This window comes from Mycobacterium sp. NPDC003449 (assembly GCF_053588415.1).
Genome location: NZ_JBSFPX010000070.1, coordinates 15,498 through 31,684 on the forward strand (window position 1 = coordinate 15,498; position 16,187 = coordinate 31,684).

A 16,187-nucleotide genomic window follows, 5' to 3' on the forward strand; every position below is an offset into this window, starting at 1 on the left:
GACGACCATGCCCAATACGAATCCGGTGTCGGCTTGGAAGGCACTCAAGGACGGTAACGCCCGCTTCGTCGCGGGTGAACCGCAGCATCCCAGCCAGGACATCGCGCGCCGGGCCAGCCTCGCGCACGCCCAGAAGCCGACGGCGGTGGTGTTCGGCTGCGGGGACAGCAGGGTCGCCGCCGAGATCCTGTTCGACCAGGGCCTTGGCGATATGTTCGTGGTGCGGACAGCGGGCCACGTCATCGACAATGCGGTGCTCGGCTCGATCGAATACGCGGTGTCGATCCTGGAGGTCCCGCTGATCGTGGTGCTCGGGCATGACAGCTGCGGCGCGGTCAAGGCCGCGATCAACGCGCTCGACGAGGGGCAGGTGCCCGGCGGCTACGTGCGCGACATCGTCGAGCGGGTGACGCCGTCCATCCTGATGGGCCGCCACTCCGGGCTGACCCGGGTCGACGAGTTCGAGGCCCACCACGTCAAGGAGACCGTCTCGCAGCTGCAGATGCGCTCGGCGGCCATCGCGCACGGCCTGGCCGCGGGCACCCAGGCAATCGTCGGCGCCACCTATCATCTGGCCGACGGCCGGGTGGAATTACGAAGCCATCTGGGCGAAATCGGCCACGCCTGAAAGCTCGGCCGCGACACGCCGGGTCGCCTCGGGCAAACCGGGATGACCTGGGCTTACCGTGAAAGCCGTGTTGGATCTGGAACCACAGGGACCCCTGCCCCCGGAAATTTACCGGCGGCGCAGGGCGCTGGCTATCGGGGTCGCGGTAGTCGTAGTGGGGATCATCGCCGCGATCGTCGCGGTGATCGTGACCAACAGCTCGGGTGCCGATACCGCCGCCGACAACGACAAGCCGACCGCGACGGCCGCCCCGCCGACCCCACTGCCTGGCGAGGATCCGGACGTCAAGAGTCCGGTGGTGCCGCCGGCCCAGCATGCGCCGCCCCCGACGGCGACGCCGACCGCCGCGGTCACCCCGCCTCCGGTGCTCAAGGAGGGGGACGACTGCCCCGACTCGACACTCGCGGTCAAGGGCATCACCAGCCAGCCCGAGTACGTCGTCGGCGATCAGCCGAAGTTCACCATGGTGGTCACCAATATCGGATTGGTGGCGTGTCAGCGGGATGTGGGCGCCGCGGTGCTCGCCGCCTACGTCTACTCGCTCGACAACACCCGGCTGTGGTCCAACCTGGACTGCGCCCCGTCCAACGAGACCCTGGTCAAGACGTTCAACCCGGGTGAGCAGGTGACCACCGAGGTGACCTGGACCGGTATGGGTTCGGGTCCGCAGTGCCCGCTGCCGCGCCAGCCGATCGGGCCCGGCACCTACAACCTGGTGGTCCAGCTGGGCAATCTGAGATCGGCGACGGTTCCGTTCAAGCTGGCGCAGCCGAGTCCGCAGCAGCCTGCGCCGCCTCCGGCCCAGGGTGCGCCCGCGGCCGAATCGCCGGTGCCCGGCAACTGAGTCAGGCCAGCCGGTCGGCGATCGTCGACTCGGCGAGCAGGGAAAGCCCTTCACGGATGTGGCGCGCCCACATCGACCCGATCCCCTCGACCGACTGCAGATCGTCGGCGCTCGCGGCCAGCAGGCCCTGCAGCGAGCCGAATGACCGCACCAGCAGATCGACATGCGCGAACTGCAGCCGCGGAATGCCCGCCATCGCCCGGTAGCCGCGCGAACTCATCGCCGAGTCCTGCGCCTCCGCGGTCGACGGGTAGCCGAACACTCTGGCCAGCGTGGTGAAGTCGAGCAGTTCGTTATCGGTGAGGGCGTCCAGCTCGTCGAGCGTCGCGCCGATCTGAGCGGCGGTGGGCGGGTCCGGGTTGCCGTGATAGTCCCGCACCATCAACTCGCGGGTGGTGTCGTTGTCGCCGACCAGTTCTTCGAGCTGCAGTTTGAGCTGACGGCCGTCGGTGCCGAGTTCGACCACGTCGGCGTCGATCTCGAGGCTGATGCGGCGCACCATCTCCAGCCGCTGGACCACCGTCATGACGTCGCGCAACGTCACGAAATCCTCGATCTCGGCGGTCGAGAGTTGCCTGCTGACCTCGTCGAGGCGGCCCTTGTAGCGCTCCAGGGTGGCGATGGTCTGGTTGGTGCGGGACAGGATCGTCGCCGAATCGGGCACCACATGGCGTTCACCGGCGACATAGACGGTCACGATGCTCATCGAATGGCTCACCGACACCACCGGGTAGCCGGTCTGGATCGCGGTGCGCTCGGCCGAACGGTGCCGGGTGCCGGACTCGTCGGTGGGGATCGACGGATCCGGAACGAGCTGCACATTGGCCCGCACGATGCGGCTGCCGTCGCTGGACAGGACCACCGCCCCGTCCATCTTGGACAGCTCGCGCAGCCGGGTCGGGGCGTACCGCACATCGAGCACGAACCCGCCGTCACAGATGGCCTCGACGCTGTCGTCGTAGCCGAGCACGATGAGCGCACCGGTGCGGCCGCGCAGAATCCGCTCCAGGCCGTCGCGCAGCGGTGTTCCCGGCGCCAGCCGCCCCAGCGTCTCACGCAGCGTCGGCCGGGCCAGCTGCACGACGTTGTGCCCGGATCTTCCCCCGGACGTAACCGCCATCAGCCCTCCTTAGGGTCGGGCGTTAGTTGGCGCCATCTTTGCTGATGTCCTTGAGGGCCCGCAACGCCGCCCCGATATTGTCGACCGCGATGGCGCGCAGCCCGGCCGGTACCGAGGTGATTCCCTGCGGCACCACGGCGACGTCGAAGCCGAGCCTGGCCGCCTCGGCCAGCCTGCGCTCCATGCCGGTGACCCTGCGGATGTCGCCAGCCAGACCCACCTCGCCGATCGCGATGGCCTTCATCGGCAGCGGGGCTTCGAGATAGACCGACGCGATGGCGAGGGCCACGGCCAGATCCGCGGACGGGTCGGTGAGCCGCATTCCGCCCACCGTGGACAGGTAGAGGTCGTTGGTGCCGATCGGCAGCGCGCACCGGGTCTGCAGCACGGCACCGATCATCGCGGCACGGGCCGAGTCGATACCGCTGACGGCGCGGCGCGGCGGCCCGCTCGGGGAGGTGGCCAGCGCCTGCACCTCGCCGATCATCGGCCGCTTACCGTCCAGCGTCACCGTGACGGCGGTGCCGGGGACCGGCACCGGCCGCTGGTCCAGGAACAGCCCCGACGGATCGCTGACGCATTCGATGCCGTTGTCGTGCAACTGAAAACAGCCGACCTCGTCGGCCGCGCCGAATCGGTTCTTGACCCCGCGCACCATCCGCAGTGTCGATGCGCGGTCACCCTCGAAATGCAGAACCACGTCGACCAGATGCTCGAGGGATCGCGGCCCGGCGATGGCGCCGTCCTTGGTGACATGGCCGACCAGGAGCATGGCCACGGCCGGGTGGTCCGGGTGCACGGACTGAGCGGTCTTGGCGTACGAGGTGAGCGCCGTGGTCACCGCGCGCACCTGGGTCACCCCGCCGGTGACCCCGTCGGCCTCGGTGGTGGACATGGTCTGCACCGAATCGACCACCACGAGGCTGGGTGCCACCTCGTCGATGTGGCCCAGCGCGACCTGCAGGTCGGATTCGGCGGCCAGGTACACCTGGTCGTGGGTGCAGCCGGTCCGTTCGGCACGCAGCCGGATCTGCCCGGCGGATTCCTCGCCGGACAGGTACAGCGCGCGCCTGCCCGTGTGGGCCCAACGGTTGGCGACCTCGAGCAGCAGGGTCGACTTGCCGACGCCGGGATCGCCGGCCAGCAGCGTGACCGAGCCAGCCACCAGACCGCCGCCCAGCACCCGGTCCAGCTCGGTGACCCCGGTCGGGTAGTGCTTGGTGATCCCGGGGTCGATCGAGGTGATCGGTACCGCGGGGGAGTTCGGCGCGACCGACCGCCGGGCCGATCCGGACCTGCCGCCGGGCACCGAGAGGACGGCTACCTCGTCGACCGTGCCCCAGGTGCCGCAATTGGCGCACCGGCCGACCCATTTCGGCGTGACGTGCCGGCATTCGGAGCAGCGGTACTGCGAACGTACTTTCGAAGCGGCCACGTCACGACAGTATCGGCAGGCACCGACACAACCGGGTCAGGACACCCGCGGTCTAGTGACCGCCGGCGGCGTCGTGCGCGCCCTCGGCTTCCTCGGTGTCGCCGGTCTTGTCGCGGCGCGGCTCGCTGCCCGCCGAGATCGGGACCGCGACGGTGGTCTTGCCGTCCTCGAAGTTGAAGGTGAAGTCGTAGAGCAGGCCGTTGGTGATCGGCCGGGTGAGCGCCACCTGGGCGGTGACCGCGTCGGCCGGCTCCGTGCTCTGAACCGAGGCCAGCTGGCCGTCGGGTTCACCCACCAACAGGACGCCGTTGGCCGGTACCGTGCCGTCGCCGGCCAGCGTGACCTGCCCGATGTCGGAGGTGATCGAGAGCAGCTTGTTGTCGCCCTCTGGGGAATCGTTGGCCGCCACGAACAGCAACTCGACCGCCGACCCGGGTTCGACGTAGTCGGTCTGCTGCGGTGCGCGCAGGTGCACGTTGCGCAGCGAGACCTGGCCGGCCTGGGCGTTGACGCCGTTGACCGCCGGCTCCTGAGTGGACGTCTGGGAGACCTGACCGGCACCGCATGCGGTGAGGGTCACCGCCGCGGCCAGGCCGCACGCGGCCAGACCGGCGGAGCCACGGAATGTGAAGCGGTTCACGCAAGCCTCCTGAACTGGGTAACCGTTCTCGACTATGCAGAGTAGTAGGTCGCGGTGACCGGCGGAATGCGAGGGTTGGCAACCGATCGATCAGGTCCGCGACATTCCCGGGATCGGTTTGCGCGGCGGTGCTATTCGGGCTGTGCAACGCGCCTGCGTTTGCACGAATTGGCTACCCTGTCAACCCCTAGTCTTTACCTGCAGTGCCCCTGACCTGCACCGTTGGTGCGCGTGTGATCAGCGTCCGTGTTAACATGGACTAGCGAAAGGGGCTCGAATCAGATGATTTTCAAGGTCGGAGACACCGTCGTCTATCCACATCACGGTGCTGCGTTGATCGAGGCGATCGAAACCCGGACTATCAAAGGTGAACAGAAGGAATATCTCGTCCTCAAGGTCGCGCAGGGGGATCTGACCGTTCGAGTACCCGCAGACAACGCCGAATATGTCGGAGTCCGCGACGTTGTCGGTCAGGAAGGCCTCGACAAGGTCTTCCAGGTGCTGCGTGCGCCGCATACCGAGGAACCGACCAACTGGTCGCGCCGCTACAAGGCCAACCTGGAGAAGTTGGCCTCCGGTGACGTGAACAAGGTGGCCGAAGTGGTCCGCGACCTGTGGCGTCGCGATCAGGAACGTGGCCTGTCCGCGGGCGAGAAGCGGATGCTGGCCAAGGCCCGGCAGATCCTGGTGGGCGAGCTCGCGCTGGCCGAGAACACCGACGACGCCAAGGCCGAGACCATCCTCGACGAGGTTCTGGCCGCCGCGTCCTGACCCGCGGTGGCAACTGTTGCGGTCGTTCCGGCCGCCGGGTCTGGTGAGCGCCTCGGCGCGGGCAGGCCGAAAGCCTTCGTCGAACTTGCGGGCAAACCCCTGCTGGAGCACGCCCTCGACGGGTTGCGGGCATCCGGTGTGGTCGATCGGATCGTGATCGCGGTGCCCCCCACCATGACCGACGAGGCCAAGCTGATCTTCGGCGGCGCGGCGGAGGTGGTCGCCGGGGGAGCCGAGCGGACCGAGTCGGTCGCGCTGGCGATGGCTGCCGTGGACGCGGCCGATGACGCCGAGTTCGTTCTGGTCCACGACGCCGCGCGGGCATTGACCCCGCCGGAGCTCATCGCCAGGGTGGTGCGGGCGCTGCGGGACGGGCACCCGGCGGTGGTGCCGGTCATCGCACTGGCCGACACGATCAAGGCGGTCGACGCCAACGGTGTGGTGCTGGGGACACCGGAGCGGGCCGGTCTGCGCGCCGTTCAGACCCCGCAGGGTTTTCACGCCGAGGTGCTGCGCCGCGCCTACGCTGCGGTGGCGTCCGGGGCCGGATCGGTCACCGATGACGCCTCACTCGTCGAGCACATCGGCACCCCGGTCCAGATCGTCGACGGTGATCCCCTGGCCTTCAAGATCACCACCGCGATGGATCTGCTGCTCGCCGAGACCGTATTGGGGCGCGGGGCGTGACCCTGCCGAGGGTCGGTTTGGGCACCGACGTACACCCGGTCGAGACCGGGCGGCCCTGCTGGCTGCTGGGGCTGCTGTTCGACGACGCCGACGGCTGCTCGGGCCACTCCGACGGTGACGTCGCCGTCCACGCACTGTGCGACGCCCTGCTGAGCGCGGCGGGCCTCGGCGATATCGGTGGGGTGTTCGGCACCGGCAGGCTGCAGTGGCGCGGGGTCAGTGGAGCCGACATGCTGCGCCACGTTCGCGGACTGCTCGGCGACGCGGGTTTCGCGGTGGGGAATGCCGCGGTCCAGGTGATCGGCAACCGGCCGAAGGTCGGACCCCGCAGGGACGAGGCCCAGCGGGTGCTCTCCGAGCTTGTGGGAGCACCGGTTTCGGTTTCGGCGACCACCACCGACGGTCTCGGTCTCACCGGCCGCGGCGAGGGTCTGGCCGCCGTCGCCACCGCCCTGGTGGTCGCCGAACCGGTCGGTCCTGCAAAGTAGCCCCGATCTGGCCGGTAAGCTGGCCCGTCGTGACCGGACTGCGGCTTTACGACACCATGGCGGGTGCCGTACGTGATTTCGTGCCGCTGCGGCCGGGGCACGCCTCCATCTACCTGTGCGGCGCCACCGTCCAGGGCCTGCCGCACATCGGGCACGTCCGCAGCGGCGTCGCATTCGACGTGCTGCGGCGCTGGCTGACCGCGACCGGCTATGACGTCGCCTTCATCCGCAACGTCACCGACATCGACGACAAGATCCTCAACAAGGCCGCCGACGCGGGCCGGCCCTGGTGGGAGTGGGCCGCGACCTACGAGCGCGCCTTCAGCGCCGCCTACGACGCGCTGGGCGTGCTGCCGCCGTCGGCCGAGCCGCGCGCCACCGGCCACATCACCCAGATGGTCGAGCTGATCGAGCGGCTGATCGAGCGCGGGTATGCCTACGTCGGCTCCGGAGACGCGACCGGCGACGTCTACTTCGACGTGCTCAGACTGCCGGACTACGGCAAGCTCTCCGGCCACCGGATCGACGACGTCCATCAGGGCGAGGGCGCGGCCACCGGCAAGCGGGATCAGCGTGACTTCACGCTGTGGAAGGGCGCCAAGCCCGGTGAGCCGTCCTGGCCGACCCCGTTCGGGCGCGGCCGCCCCGGCTGGCACACCGAGTGTGTGGCGATGTGCGAGGCCTATCTCGGGTCCGAGTTCGACATCCACGCCGGCGGCATGGACCTGGTGTTCCCGCACCACGAGAACGAGATCGCCCAGGCCGAGGCCGCCGGCGACGGTTTCGCCAGGTACTGGCTGCACAACGGCTGGGTCACCATGGGCGGCGAGAAGATGAGCAAGTCGCTGGGCAATGTGCTGTCGATTCCGGCTGTGCTGCAACGGGTCCGGGCCGCCGAGCTGCGGTACTACCTGGGCAGTGCGCACTACCGGTCGATGCTGGAATTCTCCGAAACGGCTCTGCAGGACGCGGTCAAGGCCTACTGCGGCATCGAGGACCTGCTGCACCGGGTGCGCAACCGCGTCGGCGCGGTGGAGGTGGGGGACTGGACGCCGAAGTTCGCCGCCGCCCTCGACGACGACCTGTCGGTCCCGATCGCCCTGGCCGAGGTGCACGCCGCACGGGCCGAGGGCAACCGCGCGCTCGACAAGGGCGACCACGACGGCGCCATGGCTCAGGCCACCGCGATCCGGGCGATGACCGGCATCCTCGGCTGCGATCCGCTCGACGAGCGCTGGGAGTCGCGGGACGAGACGTCGGCGGCGCTGGCCGCCGTCGACGTCCTGGTGCAGTGGGCGCTGGCCAGCCGCGCCGAGGCCCGCACCAACCGGGACTGGGCGGCCGCCGACGCGATCCGGGACCGGCTCAAGGAGGCCGGGATCGAGGTCACCGACACCGCCGACGGGCCGCAGTGGTCGCTGCTGGACGGTATCCCGGGCCCGGGCGAGCGCAGCGACGGGAAAGTCTGATGGCAGGTAATTCGCAGCGGCGCGGCGCGGTCCGCAAGGCCGGGACGAAGAAGGGGCCCACGGTCGGCTCCGGCGGGGTGCGCCGTCGCGGCCTGGAGGGCCGGGGCGCCACCCCGCCCGCGCACCAGCGGCCCAACCACCCGGCCGCCAAGAAGGCCGCCAAGGCCGCGCGCCAGCAGCAGGGCAGGCCGCAGGGCCGGGGGAGGAAGACCGACGACACCGAGCTGGTGCTGGGCCGCAACCCGGTGCTGGAGTGCCTGCGGGCCAAGGTCCCGGCCACCGCGCTGTATGTCGCGCTCGGCACCGACGCCGACGAGCGGCTGACCGAGTCCGTACAGATCGCGGCCGACCGCGGTATCGCGATCCTGGAGGTGCCGCGCACCGATCTGGACCGGATGAGTTCGAACGCGCTGCATCAGGGCATGGGGCTGCAGGTGCCGCCGTACTCCTACGCGCACCCCGACGACCTGTTGACGACCGCAAACACCGACGGCGCACCGGCGCTGCTGGTCGCGTTGGACAACATCTCCGATCCCCGCAATCTGGGCGCGATCGTGCGGTCGGTGGCAGCCTTCGCCGGCCACGGTGTGGTGATCCCGCAACGCCGGTCGGCCTCGGTGACCGCGGTGGCCTGGCGCACCAGCGCCGGTGCGGCCGCGCGGGTTCCGGTCGCCCGGGCCACCAACCTGACCCGCACGCTGAAGAGTTACGCCGATGCCGGTCTGCAGGTGGTCGGTCTCGATGCCGGTGGTGACACCACGCTCGACGAACTCGAGGGCTCCGGGCCGATGGTCGTGGTGGTCGGCTCCGAGGGCAAGGGCCTGTCGCGGCTGGTGCGGGAGAACTGCGATGCGGTGGTGTCGATCCCGATGGCCGGCCCGACGGAATCGCTCAACGCGTCGGTGGCCGCGGGTGTGGTGCTGGCCGAGATCGCCCGCCAGCGCCGCAGTCTCTAGGGCGAGCAGACACAAACCTGACCCAAATCCCGTGAAAATGGGCAGTTCTGCGTCTGCTGGTCAGAGAAAAATGCGCAGCCCCGCCCACAGTCCGAGGACCGCGGCCACCAAGGTCAGCGGCACCGTCAGCAACCCGATCGAACTGAACTCGCCGAACCGGGCCTTCAGGCCGTTGCGGTGCACCAGATCGCGCCACAGCAGATTCGCCAGCGAGCCCACATAGGTCAGGTTGGGGCCGATGTTGGCGCCGATCAGCACGGCCAGGATCGCGCCGGGGCCGGACGGCGATACCAGCGGCAGCAGCACCAGCACCGCGGGCAGATTGTTCACCGCGTTGGACAGCACCGCCGCCACGGCGGCCAGCCCGAGCAACGCGGCCAGCGACGTACCCGCGGGCAGCACGTGGCGCATCGCATCGTCCAGGCCGTGCAGCATGACGGCGTCGACCACCACGCCAAGGCACAGCACGAACACCAGGAACGGAACGTTGACCGCGCGCACGATCCCGCCGACGGTGCTGCGCCCGTGGGCGAGGCTGCGGATCCCCAGGACCAGCGCCCCGGCCAGCGCCGCCCACGCGGGGGAGTGGCCCAGCAGCGATGTCACGACGAAGCCGCCCAGGGTCGCCGCCAGCACGGCGAGCACGAACACCGGGAGCTCCGGGGGTGGCGGCGCGGGCGCCGGTTGCACGGCGCGCAGCTCACCCGCGAAAAACCAGCGCAGCACCAGGAACTCGACCGCAAGCGCGGCCAGCCAGGGCAGCGACATCACCGCGGTGAACTGGATGAACGAGATCCCCGCGGTGGTGAACGCCAGCAGATTGGTCAGGTTGGAGACCGGTAGCAGCAGCGATGCGGTGTTGGCCAGATGTGCGCCGACGTAGGCGTGCGGCCGGGCCGGGATCGACATCGCCCTGGCGCTGGCCAGCACCACCGGCGTCAGCAGCACCGCGGTGGCGTCCAGGCTCAGCGTCACCGTCGTCGCGGCGGCGATCAGGAACACCAGCACCAGCAGCCGGTGCGGGCTGCCCGCGCTGCGGCGGGTCATCAGGGTCCCTGCCGCGTGGAACAGCCCCTCGTTGTCGCACACGTGCGCGAGCACCAGGACCGCGGCGAGGAACCCGACCACCGGCAGCAGCCCGGTCACCTCGTCGACGGCCTGGTCCGTCGAGATCGAACCGACCGCGATCAGCAGTGCCGCGGCGGGCAGCGCGACCACCGCCTCGGGCCAGCTTTCCGGCCGGGCCAGCGCGAACACCAGCACGACGACCAGCAGCGCCAGGGCCAGAATCAACGCGGGATCCTTTCGGCCAGTCGAACAATCGGTGACGATTCGCGAGGACGCCCCGCGCCGGCCTGACGGTACCGGTCGGGCTGGATAGCGTGGTCAACCATGCGTCTGGCCGCCTCGCTCACCATGCTGTTCGCCCTGGCCGCCGCGGTCCAGTCGGTCCCGCCCGCGGTCGCTGCGCCCACCGGCTTCGATCTGCAGGCCCACCGGGGCGGGCGTGGGGAGACGACCGAGGAGTCGCTGCGGGCGTTCGCCAAGTCGCTGGAGCTCGGGGTCAGCACGCTCGAACTCGACATCGTCCTCACCAGGGACCGGCAGCCGCTGGTGTGGCACGACCCGAGGATCGAGGACACCAAATGCGCCGACACCGCACCGGTGTTCCCCGGCGACCCGATGTTTCCCTACGTCGGGAAATTGGTGCACGAGCTCACTCTCGAACAGGTCCGCACACTCGACTGCGGCAAGCTGCTGGCCGATTTCCCCGACGCCGAGGTGGTGCCCGGCAACACGATCGCGACACTGCCGGAGGTGTTCGCCCTCGCCGACTCGTACCGGGCCGACGTCCGCTACAACATCGAGACCAAGATCGAGGCGGACAAACCCGAAACCTCGGCCGCCCCAGAGGAGTTCGTGGAGGTGATCCTCGGCGCGGTGGCCGATGCGGGCAAGCTGGACAAGGTCGACATCCAGAGTTTCGACTGGCGGACGCTACCGCTGGTGGCGCGGGCGCAGCCGGCGATTCCGCGGGTTGCGCTCTACGACGACACCACCTGGGTGCCGGATTCGCCGTGGTTGGCCGGGGTGAATCCGGCGGTGGACGGCGACCCGGTCGCCGGTGCCGCATCGGTGGGCGCCACCGTGCTCTCGCCGAACTATCGTCTGGTGGCCGACCGGGCCTTCGTCGACCGGGCACATGCCATGGGGCTCAAGGTGATCCCGTGGACGGTCAACGAACCCGCGGCGATGCGGGCCCAGATCGCCGCGGGGGTCGACGGCATCATCACCGACTATCCGACCCGGCTGCGCGCGGTGCTGGCCGAGCTGGGGATGCCGCTGCCCCCGGCCTGGCGCCGGGTCAGCTGACCGCCCACGGATCGCAGGCCTGCCACAGCGTGGGCAGGTGCAGGCGCACCCCGTCGCGCTCGGCCAGCCGGGTCAGAACCCGCATGGAGACATCCAGATCGTCACCCGCATAAGGCAGGGCGCGCAACGGTTCGTGCAGCGGGCGGAAGAAGTCGTCCCAGTGGATCAGCACGACCCGGCGGGCGCCCACGGCGCGCACGGTCTCGGCCCAGTAGTCCAGGATGTAGCGCTCGGGCTGCAGGCCGAGCTGGCCGACGCCTAGATAGACCACGTCGGCGCGCAGGCCGGTCAGTGCGCCCGGCACCGCACCGGCGCTGCCGACGATCAGCAACCGCCGGTCGCAGGCCCGGTGATGCACCAGCGTCGACCACGCCTCGCCGCATTTATAGGCCGCGGCCTTGGCCGGCGGCCGCACCGGCCCGGTGATGGCGCCGGGAAACCGGTCCGGCGGGCAGTGTTCGGATTCCACCAGCGTGACGTCGTAACCGCCGAGCGTCACCGGCTCACCGGATGCCACCGTGACGATGCGGTCGGACGGCAGACCGCCGCCGATCCCGATCTGGGCCGCCGACCTCCCGCCGACCAGGCGCGCCCCGGTGCGGTCGGCGACCACGGCCGAATCCATGGCGTGGTCGAAGTGGGTGTGCACCGGCAGCACGGCCTCAAGTCGATGCACCCCGAGCCGGGCCAGGCTGCCGTCGATGCGCGGCGGTGACGGCGTGAGCCTGCCCAGGCCGACGGTCAGCAGGCCGGGGCGGGTGAAGAAGCCGTCGGTCAGCAGGGCCGATGAGCCGTCGTCGATCAGCACCGTGCTCACCCCCGCCCAGGTCACCGTGACCGGGGATTGCGGTGTGGCGGCCGGGGTGTCGAAGAACCGGGCGTAGTCGGCGAGCTCGGGCCTGCCGGGTTTGAGCCGCATGGCCCAACCTTAGGGCCGGTCAGCCGTAGCGCCTGCGGAACTTCTCCACCTGCCCGGCGGTGTCGATGTGGCGGGCCGAGCCGGTCCAGAACGGGTGCGAGTCGCTGCTGACGTCGACGACGATCAGCGGATAGGTCCGCACCCCGTCGGGCGTCGGCCAGTCCACGGTGCGCCCGCTGGTAGCCGTGGACCTGGTGAGGAACCGTTTTCCGGTGGACGCGTCCTGGAAGACCACCTGGTGGTAGTCGGGGTGGATTCCGGGTTTCATGAATTCTCTCCTGTGTATCGGCCGGGTGTGGCGGTCTCGTCGTCGGATTCCTCGCACGGGTCCTCGTGCCAGTCGCCGAACGGGTCGGGGTAGCTGGACCACTCGGCGGCCCTGGTCAGCTCGTCATCGGTCAGCAGCGCCCCGCGCAGTGCGCGGACGATATCGTCGGGCCTGGCGCCGCAGACCAGTGCGGTCAGCGATATGTGCCGGTCGCCGAACCGTTCGTCCCAGCCGACGGCGGCCAGCGCCAGCCGCTGTGGGTCGGTATAGGCACGCTCGCTGGGATCCATTGCCGCCAACCATCTTCCGGCGTTGCTGAACCGCAGCCCGCCGCCCGCCGATTCGATGTACATCACCTCGTCGGGCCGGCTGGCCAGCCAGGCCCGGCCGCGGCCGCGCACGACGCCGTCGAGCAGCAGGTCGACGGCCGCGTGCAGGCGCTGCGGGTGGAACGGCCTGGTGGCGGTGAACTCGACGATGGCGACGGCACCGTCGGCGTCCAGCGGCGGCTGGCCGGCCAGCAGCGGATCGTGCGGGCCGTCGGCCCGGCCCCGCCTGCTGTCGGGTTCAAGGTGCGCCAGCGCCAGCTCGACCCGTTCGGGCCCCACCGTGATCCGGGCCCGAGGGGACAGCCTGCGCAGCACCGCGAGGGTCGTGGTCTCGGGTTGGGTGAGCACCAGCACGTCGGCGAATTCGGCCTGGCCGACCACGACCTGGGCGACGGTACGGCCGTCGTCGAGTTCGTCCTCGCCGAGGGCCTGCGGCAGCCAGGCCGGGGTGTCGAGGCAGCCGATGACGGCGTCGATGTCGACGTCGCGGGCTGCCGGTCCGTCGATGTATCCGGGGCCGACCCGGACCCGGACGTTCTCGATGGCCCAGCACACCGGTTCGGGCTCCAGCCACGGCATCAGCCGCACGACGATACGGGTGACATCGCTGCGCCGGTGCAGGCGACGCAGCAGCACCAGCAGATCGTCGCGCACGGTGCAGGACACGCAGCCGTGCGCCAGCTCCAGGGCCCAGTCGGAGCTGGCGGCGCCGTTCCCGACGGTGCGCAGCACCACCTGGCCGTCGTAGGTGTGGCGGACCACCACGGTCCCCGGCGCACGGCCCAACTCCTCGACGACGCCGTCGGTGTCGCCCTGACCCGCGACCAGCACAACAGGGGTTCGCATGCTCCTCCCGATTAGCTATTGAAAACGATTATCATTATGTTTAAGCCACGGTACCCCATAGCGAAGGAGATTCAATGTCGGCCCACTGTCAGGTCACCGGCCGCGCGCCGGGGTTCGGCAATACGGTGTCGCACTCGCACAAGCGCACCCGCAGACGCTGGAACCCGAACATCCAGGCCAAGACGTACTTCCTGCCCTCCGAAGGTCGCCGGATCCGGCTGCGGGTCAGTGCCAAGGGAATCAAGGTGATCGACCGCGACGGCATCGAGGCGGTCGTCGCCAGGTTGCGCAGCCGCGGGGAGAAGATCTGATGGCCCGCAACGATATCCGGCCGATCGTCAAGCTGCGCTCCACCGCGGGAACCGGCTACACCTACGTCACCCGCAAGAACCGCCGCAACGATCCCGACCGCATCGTGCTGCGCAAGTACGACCCGGTGATCCGGCGTCACGTCGACTTCCGGGAGGAGCGCTGATGGCCAAGACATCCAAGATCGTCAAGAACGAGAAGCGGCGAAAACTGGTGGCGCGCTACGCCGAACGCCGGGCCGAACTCAAGGACATCATCCGGAACCCGGCGAGCACCCGCGAGCAGCGCTCGGCCGCGGTGTCGGCGCTGCAGCGGCTGCCGCGCGACTCCAGCCCGGTGCGGCTGCGCAACCGGGACGCCGTCGACGGCAGGCCCCGCGGGCATCTGCGCAAGTTCGGGCTGTCCCGGGTCCGGGTCCGTGAACTCGCCCATCGGGGCGAGCTTCCCGGTGTGCGGAAGTCGAGCTGGTAATGGCCAAGAAGAACGCCAGGAAGCGTCCTCCCGTGGCCGAACCCAAGAAGCCAAGGCGCAATCAGCTGGCCGCGGCCGGGGTGACGCAGGTGGACTACAAGGATGTCCAGCTGCTGCGGACCTTCATCAGTGAACGCGGCAAGATCCGTTCGCGGCGGGTCACCGGCCTCACGCCGCAGCAGCAACGACAGGTGGCCATCGCCATCAAGAACGCCAGGGAGATGGCGCTACTGCCGATGGGCGGTCAGTAGGCGTAGGGATGCGGTGGCGGATCGGTCCGTGACACCCGCAGCACCGTCATCGCCGGAACCGTCCGCCGGGCCGAATCACCCTGTCCGGCGGGCACGCTGCCCTCAACCCGGATCCAGGTGTTCTCCGGATAGCCCGCCAGCTCGGCGGCTGCGGGCCCGGAGAGCCGGATCCTGGCCAGCTGCGCATCGGCCGCGCAGCAGATGATCACCACGCGGGCCAGATCGGTGGCCCCGCCGTCGCGCATGGTGAAGCCGGTGACGCTGATCGTGCGATGGTCCAGGGTGCCCGCGGAGTCCTGGGCCACCCGGATCAGCACGTCGGGTAACGAGAGTTCGGGCGCGCTGCCCTCGGGCAGCGGCGGGAACGGCCTGCGCAGCACATCCGAGGACACCTCGGTGACCGATGCGGCGTCCGGGCGGATCGACGGCGGAACGACGAAGGCCAACAGGGCGATCGGAATCAGCAGCAGCCAGGCGATACCGCGCCGGTGGTTGTGGTTGTGCGCGTCGGGGCCGTCGGGTGGGCCGCGCCGGATGTCGCGGACGATGGCGGCAAGGGCCAGCACGGTCAACAGCACCGCCGTCGCGATCAGATACGGCAGCAGGGACGGTTTGACGTAGCGGGTGAAACTCCCGGTGACGGCGATCAGCCCGGCGCTGACCCCGATCAGCAGCAGCAGCGCGTTTTCGGTCTCCCGGCTCACCGCGCCCCCAGCACGAGTAGCCCGACGCCAGTGGCCACCAGGGTGGCCACCGCGAAGGTCGCCGGCGCGAAGCGGATCGCGAACGCGCGGCCGAACATTCCGGCCTGCATGGCGAACAGCTTGATGTCGACGGCGGGGCCGACCACCAGGAACACCAGGCGTGGCAGCAGCGGCAGCATGGTCAGGCTGGCGGCGACGAACGCGTCGGCCTCCGAGCACAGTGCCAGCACGACGGCCAGCACGGCCATGGTGATCACGCCGAGCAGGATCTGCCCAGCCAGATGCTCATAGACCCAGGGCGGCACCAGCACGTGCAGGGCGGCCGCAGCCACCGCCCCGATCACCAGGTAGGAGCAGGCGGACAGGAAGTCGTGGCGGGCGGCCTCGGTGAACGTCGCCCAGCGCGAGCTCCCGGCGTGCGGCAGTTCCGGCAGCTGCCGAGTGATCCACGCCGGCCTGCCGAACCGGGCCCAGGCAGCACCCATGATCAGGGCGGTGAGCAGGGACGCCGCACACCGCGCCGCGACCATCTGCGGGTGGCCGGGGAACGCCACCGCGGTGGCCACCAGGACCACCGGGTTGATCGCCGGGGCGGCCAGCATGAACGTCAGCGCCGCGGCGCCGGCACTGCCCGGGCCGAAGAGCCTGCGGGCCACCGGGACCGAACCCCCTACGCAGC

At 70.0% G+C, this 16,187-nt stretch carries 21 protein-coding genes; 12 read left to right on the top strand and 9 right to left on the bottom strand.

Translation table 11 applies throughout. The annotated features are described in order from the left end of the window. The first annotated feature begins 7 nt into the window (after positions 1–7). Positions 8–628, top strand: coding sequence for a carbonic anhydrase (locus ACWDTP_RS18730; protein WP_450022384.1), 621 nt, complete (start codon positions 8–10; stop codon positions 626–628). Between the two features lie 67 nt (positions 629–695). Further along, positions 696–1,472 carry a hypothetical protein gene (locus tag ACWDTP_RS18735; protein ID WP_450022386.1) on the top strand — a complete coding sequence of 259 codons (777 nt, stop codon included), beginning with the start codon at positions 696–698 and terminating at the stop codon, positions 1,470–1,472. A 1-nt stretch (position 1,473) separates the two neighbouring features. Here the strand turns inward: ACWDTP_RS18735 and disA are convergent, their stop codons facing one another. From disA to ACWDTP_RS18750, 3 genes are read right to left on the bottom strand one after another with little or no spacing between them, the layout of a single operon-like run. Next, the gene (gene disA / locus ACWDTP_RS18740) at positions 1,474–2,592 is read right to left on the bottom strand and encodes a DNA integrity scanning diadenylate cyclase DisA (protein ID WP_450022388.1); all 1,119 of its coding nucleotides are present in this window, start codon (positions 2,590–2,592) and stop codon (positions 1,474–1,476) included. 22 nt (positions 2,593–2,614) lie between these two features. Continuing rightward, positions 2,615–4,027: a DNA repair protein RadA gene (gene radA / locus ACWDTP_RS18745; protein ID WP_450022390.1), complete on the bottom strand. Its 1,413-nt coding sequence runs from the start codon at positions 4,025–4,027 to the stop codon at positions 2,615–2,617. Between the two features lie 52 nt (positions 4,028–4,079). Then, on the bottom strand, positions 4,080–4,667 hold the full coding sequence (locus ACWDTP_RS18750) for a hypothetical protein (protein WP_450022392.1): 588 nt from the start codon (positions 4,665–4,667) through the stop codon (positions 4,080–4,082). 282 nt (positions 4,668–4,949) lie between these two features. Between ACWDTP_RS18750 and carD the strand changes: the two genes are divergently transcribed. Genes carD through rlmB form a run of 5 tightly spaced genes read left to right on the top strand, consistent with a single transcriptional unit; the run spans position 4,950 to position 9,038 of the window. Continuing rightward, entirely contained in the window at positions 4,950–5,438 is a 489-nt protein-coding gene (gene carD / locus ACWDTP_RS18755) for an RNA polymerase-binding transcription factor CarD (RefSeq protein ID WP_011731020.1), read from the top strand. Between the two features lie 6 nt (positions 5,439–5,444). Then, positions 5,445–6,125, top strand: coding sequence for a 2-C-methyl-D-erythritol 4-phosphate cytidylyltransferase (gene ispD / locus ACWDTP_RS18760; RefSeq protein ID WP_450022399.1), 681 nt, complete (start codon positions 5,445–5,447; stop codon positions 6,123–6,125). After that, positions 6,122–6,613, top strand: coding sequence for a 2-C-methyl-D-erythritol 2,4-cyclodiphosphate synthase (ispF, locus tag ACWDTP_RS18765; protein ID WP_450022401.1), 492 nt, complete (start codon positions 6,122–6,124; stop codon positions 6,611–6,613). The genes ispD and ispF overlap by 4 nt, the downstream gene beginning before the upstream one ends. Before the next feature lie 29 nt (positions 6,614–6,642). Next, positions 6,643–8,082, top strand: a complete 1,440-nt coding sequence (gene cysS, locus ACWDTP_RS18770; RefSeq protein ID WP_450022403.1) for a cysteine--tRNA ligase — start codon at positions 6,643–6,645, stop codon at positions 8,080–8,082. After that, entirely contained in the window at positions 8,082–9,038 is a 957-nt protein-coding gene (gene rlmB, locus ACWDTP_RS18775; RefSeq protein WP_450022405.1) for a 23S rRNA (guanosine(2251)-2'-O)-methyltransferase RlmB, read from the top strand. The genes cysS and rlmB overlap by 1 nt, the downstream gene beginning before the upstream one ends. Before the next feature lie 60 nt (positions 9,039–9,098). Here rlmB and ACWDTP_RS18780 read toward each other — a convergent pair whose 3' ends face one another. Further along, complete coding sequence (locus ACWDTP_RS18780) at positions 9,099–10,331, bottom strand: SLC13 family permease (RefSeq protein ID WP_450022406.1); 1,233 nt, start codon at positions 10,329–10,331, stop codon at positions 9,099–9,101. Between the two features lie 99 nt (positions 10,332–10,430). Between ACWDTP_RS18780 and ACWDTP_RS18785 the strand changes: the two genes are divergently transcribed. Beyond that, positions 10,431–11,411 (top strand): glycerophosphodiester phosphodiesterase, encoded by a 981-nt coding sequence (locus tag ACWDTP_RS18785; RefSeq protein WP_450022408.1) that lies wholly within the window; start codon positions 10,431–10,433, stop codon positions 11,409–11,411. On the opposite strand, the gene ACWDTP_RS18790 is transcribed toward ACWDTP_RS18785, so the two are convergent. Genes ACWDTP_RS18790 through mrf form a run of 3 tightly spaced genes read right to left on the bottom strand, consistent with a single transcriptional unit; the run spans position 11,404 to position 13,773 of the window. Continuing rightward, on the bottom strand, positions 11,404–12,330 hold the full coding sequence (locus tag ACWDTP_RS18790; RefSeq protein WP_450022410.1) for an MBL fold metallo-hydrolase: 927 nt from the start codon (positions 12,328–12,330) through the stop codon (positions 11,404–11,406). The two genes, ACWDTP_RS18785 and ACWDTP_RS18790, sit on opposite strands and share 8 nt — an antisense overlap. Positions 12,331–12,349: 19 nt before the next feature. After that, entirely contained in the window at positions 12,350–12,598 is a 249-nt protein-coding gene (locus ACWDTP_RS18795) for a type B 50S ribosomal protein L31 (RefSeq protein WP_450022412.1), read from the bottom strand. Next, positions 12,595–13,773, bottom strand: a complete 1,179-nt coding sequence (gene mrf / locus ACWDTP_RS18800) for a ribosome hibernation factor-recruiting GTPase MRF (RefSeq protein ID WP_450022414.1) — start codon at positions 13,771–13,773, stop codon at positions 12,595–12,597. Before mrf ends, ACWDTP_RS18795 begins: the two co-directional genes overlap by 4 nt. A gap of 74 nt (positions 13,774–13,847) precedes the next feature. Between mrf and rpmB the strand changes: the two genes are divergently transcribed. Genes rpmB through rpsR form a run of 4 tightly spaced genes read left to right on the top strand, consistent with a single transcriptional unit; the run spans position 13,848 to position 14,804 of the window. Next, positions 13,848–14,084, top strand: a complete 237-nt coding sequence (gene rpmB, locus ACWDTP_RS18805) for a 50S ribosomal protein L28 (protein WP_450022416.1) — start codon at positions 13,848–13,850, stop codon at positions 14,082–14,084. Beyond that, positions 14,084–14,248, top strand: coding sequence for a 50S ribosomal protein L33 (gene rpmG, locus ACWDTP_RS18810; protein ID WP_317159673.1), 165 nt, complete (start codon positions 14,084–14,086; stop codon positions 14,246–14,248). The genes rpmB and rpmG overlap by 1 nt, the downstream gene beginning before the upstream one ends. Next, on the top strand, positions 14,248–14,553 hold the full coding sequence (gene rpsN / locus ACWDTP_RS18815) for a 30S ribosomal protein S14 (protein WP_450022419.1): 306 nt from the start codon (positions 14,248–14,250) through the stop codon (positions 14,551–14,553). The genes rpmG and rpsN overlap by 1 nt, the downstream gene beginning before the upstream one ends. Next, positions 14,553–14,804, top strand: a complete 252-nt coding sequence (rpsR, locus tag ACWDTP_RS18820; protein ID WP_450022421.1) for a 30S ribosomal protein S18 — start codon at positions 14,553–14,555, stop codon at positions 14,802–14,804. Before rpsN ends, rpsR begins: the two co-directional genes overlap by 1 nt. On the opposite strand, the gene ACWDTP_RS18825 is transcribed toward rpsR, so the two are convergent. Together ACWDTP_RS18825 and ACWDTP_RS18830 are read right to left on the bottom strand one after the other, a co-directional pair. After that, positions 14,798–15,508 carry a TIGR03943 family putative permease subunit gene (locus tag ACWDTP_RS18825; protein WP_450022423.1) on the bottom strand — a complete coding sequence of 237 codons (711 nt, stop codon included), beginning with the start codon at positions 15,506–15,508 and terminating at the stop codon, positions 14,798–14,800. The genes rpsR and ACWDTP_RS18825 overlap by 7 nt on opposite strands. Beyond that, on the bottom strand, positions 15,505–16,187 hold a 683-nt coding region (locus ACWDTP_RS18830), incomplete at its 5' end, for a permease (RefSeq protein WP_450022425.1). The genes ACWDTP_RS18830 and ACWDTP_RS18825, both read right to left, overlap by 4 nt.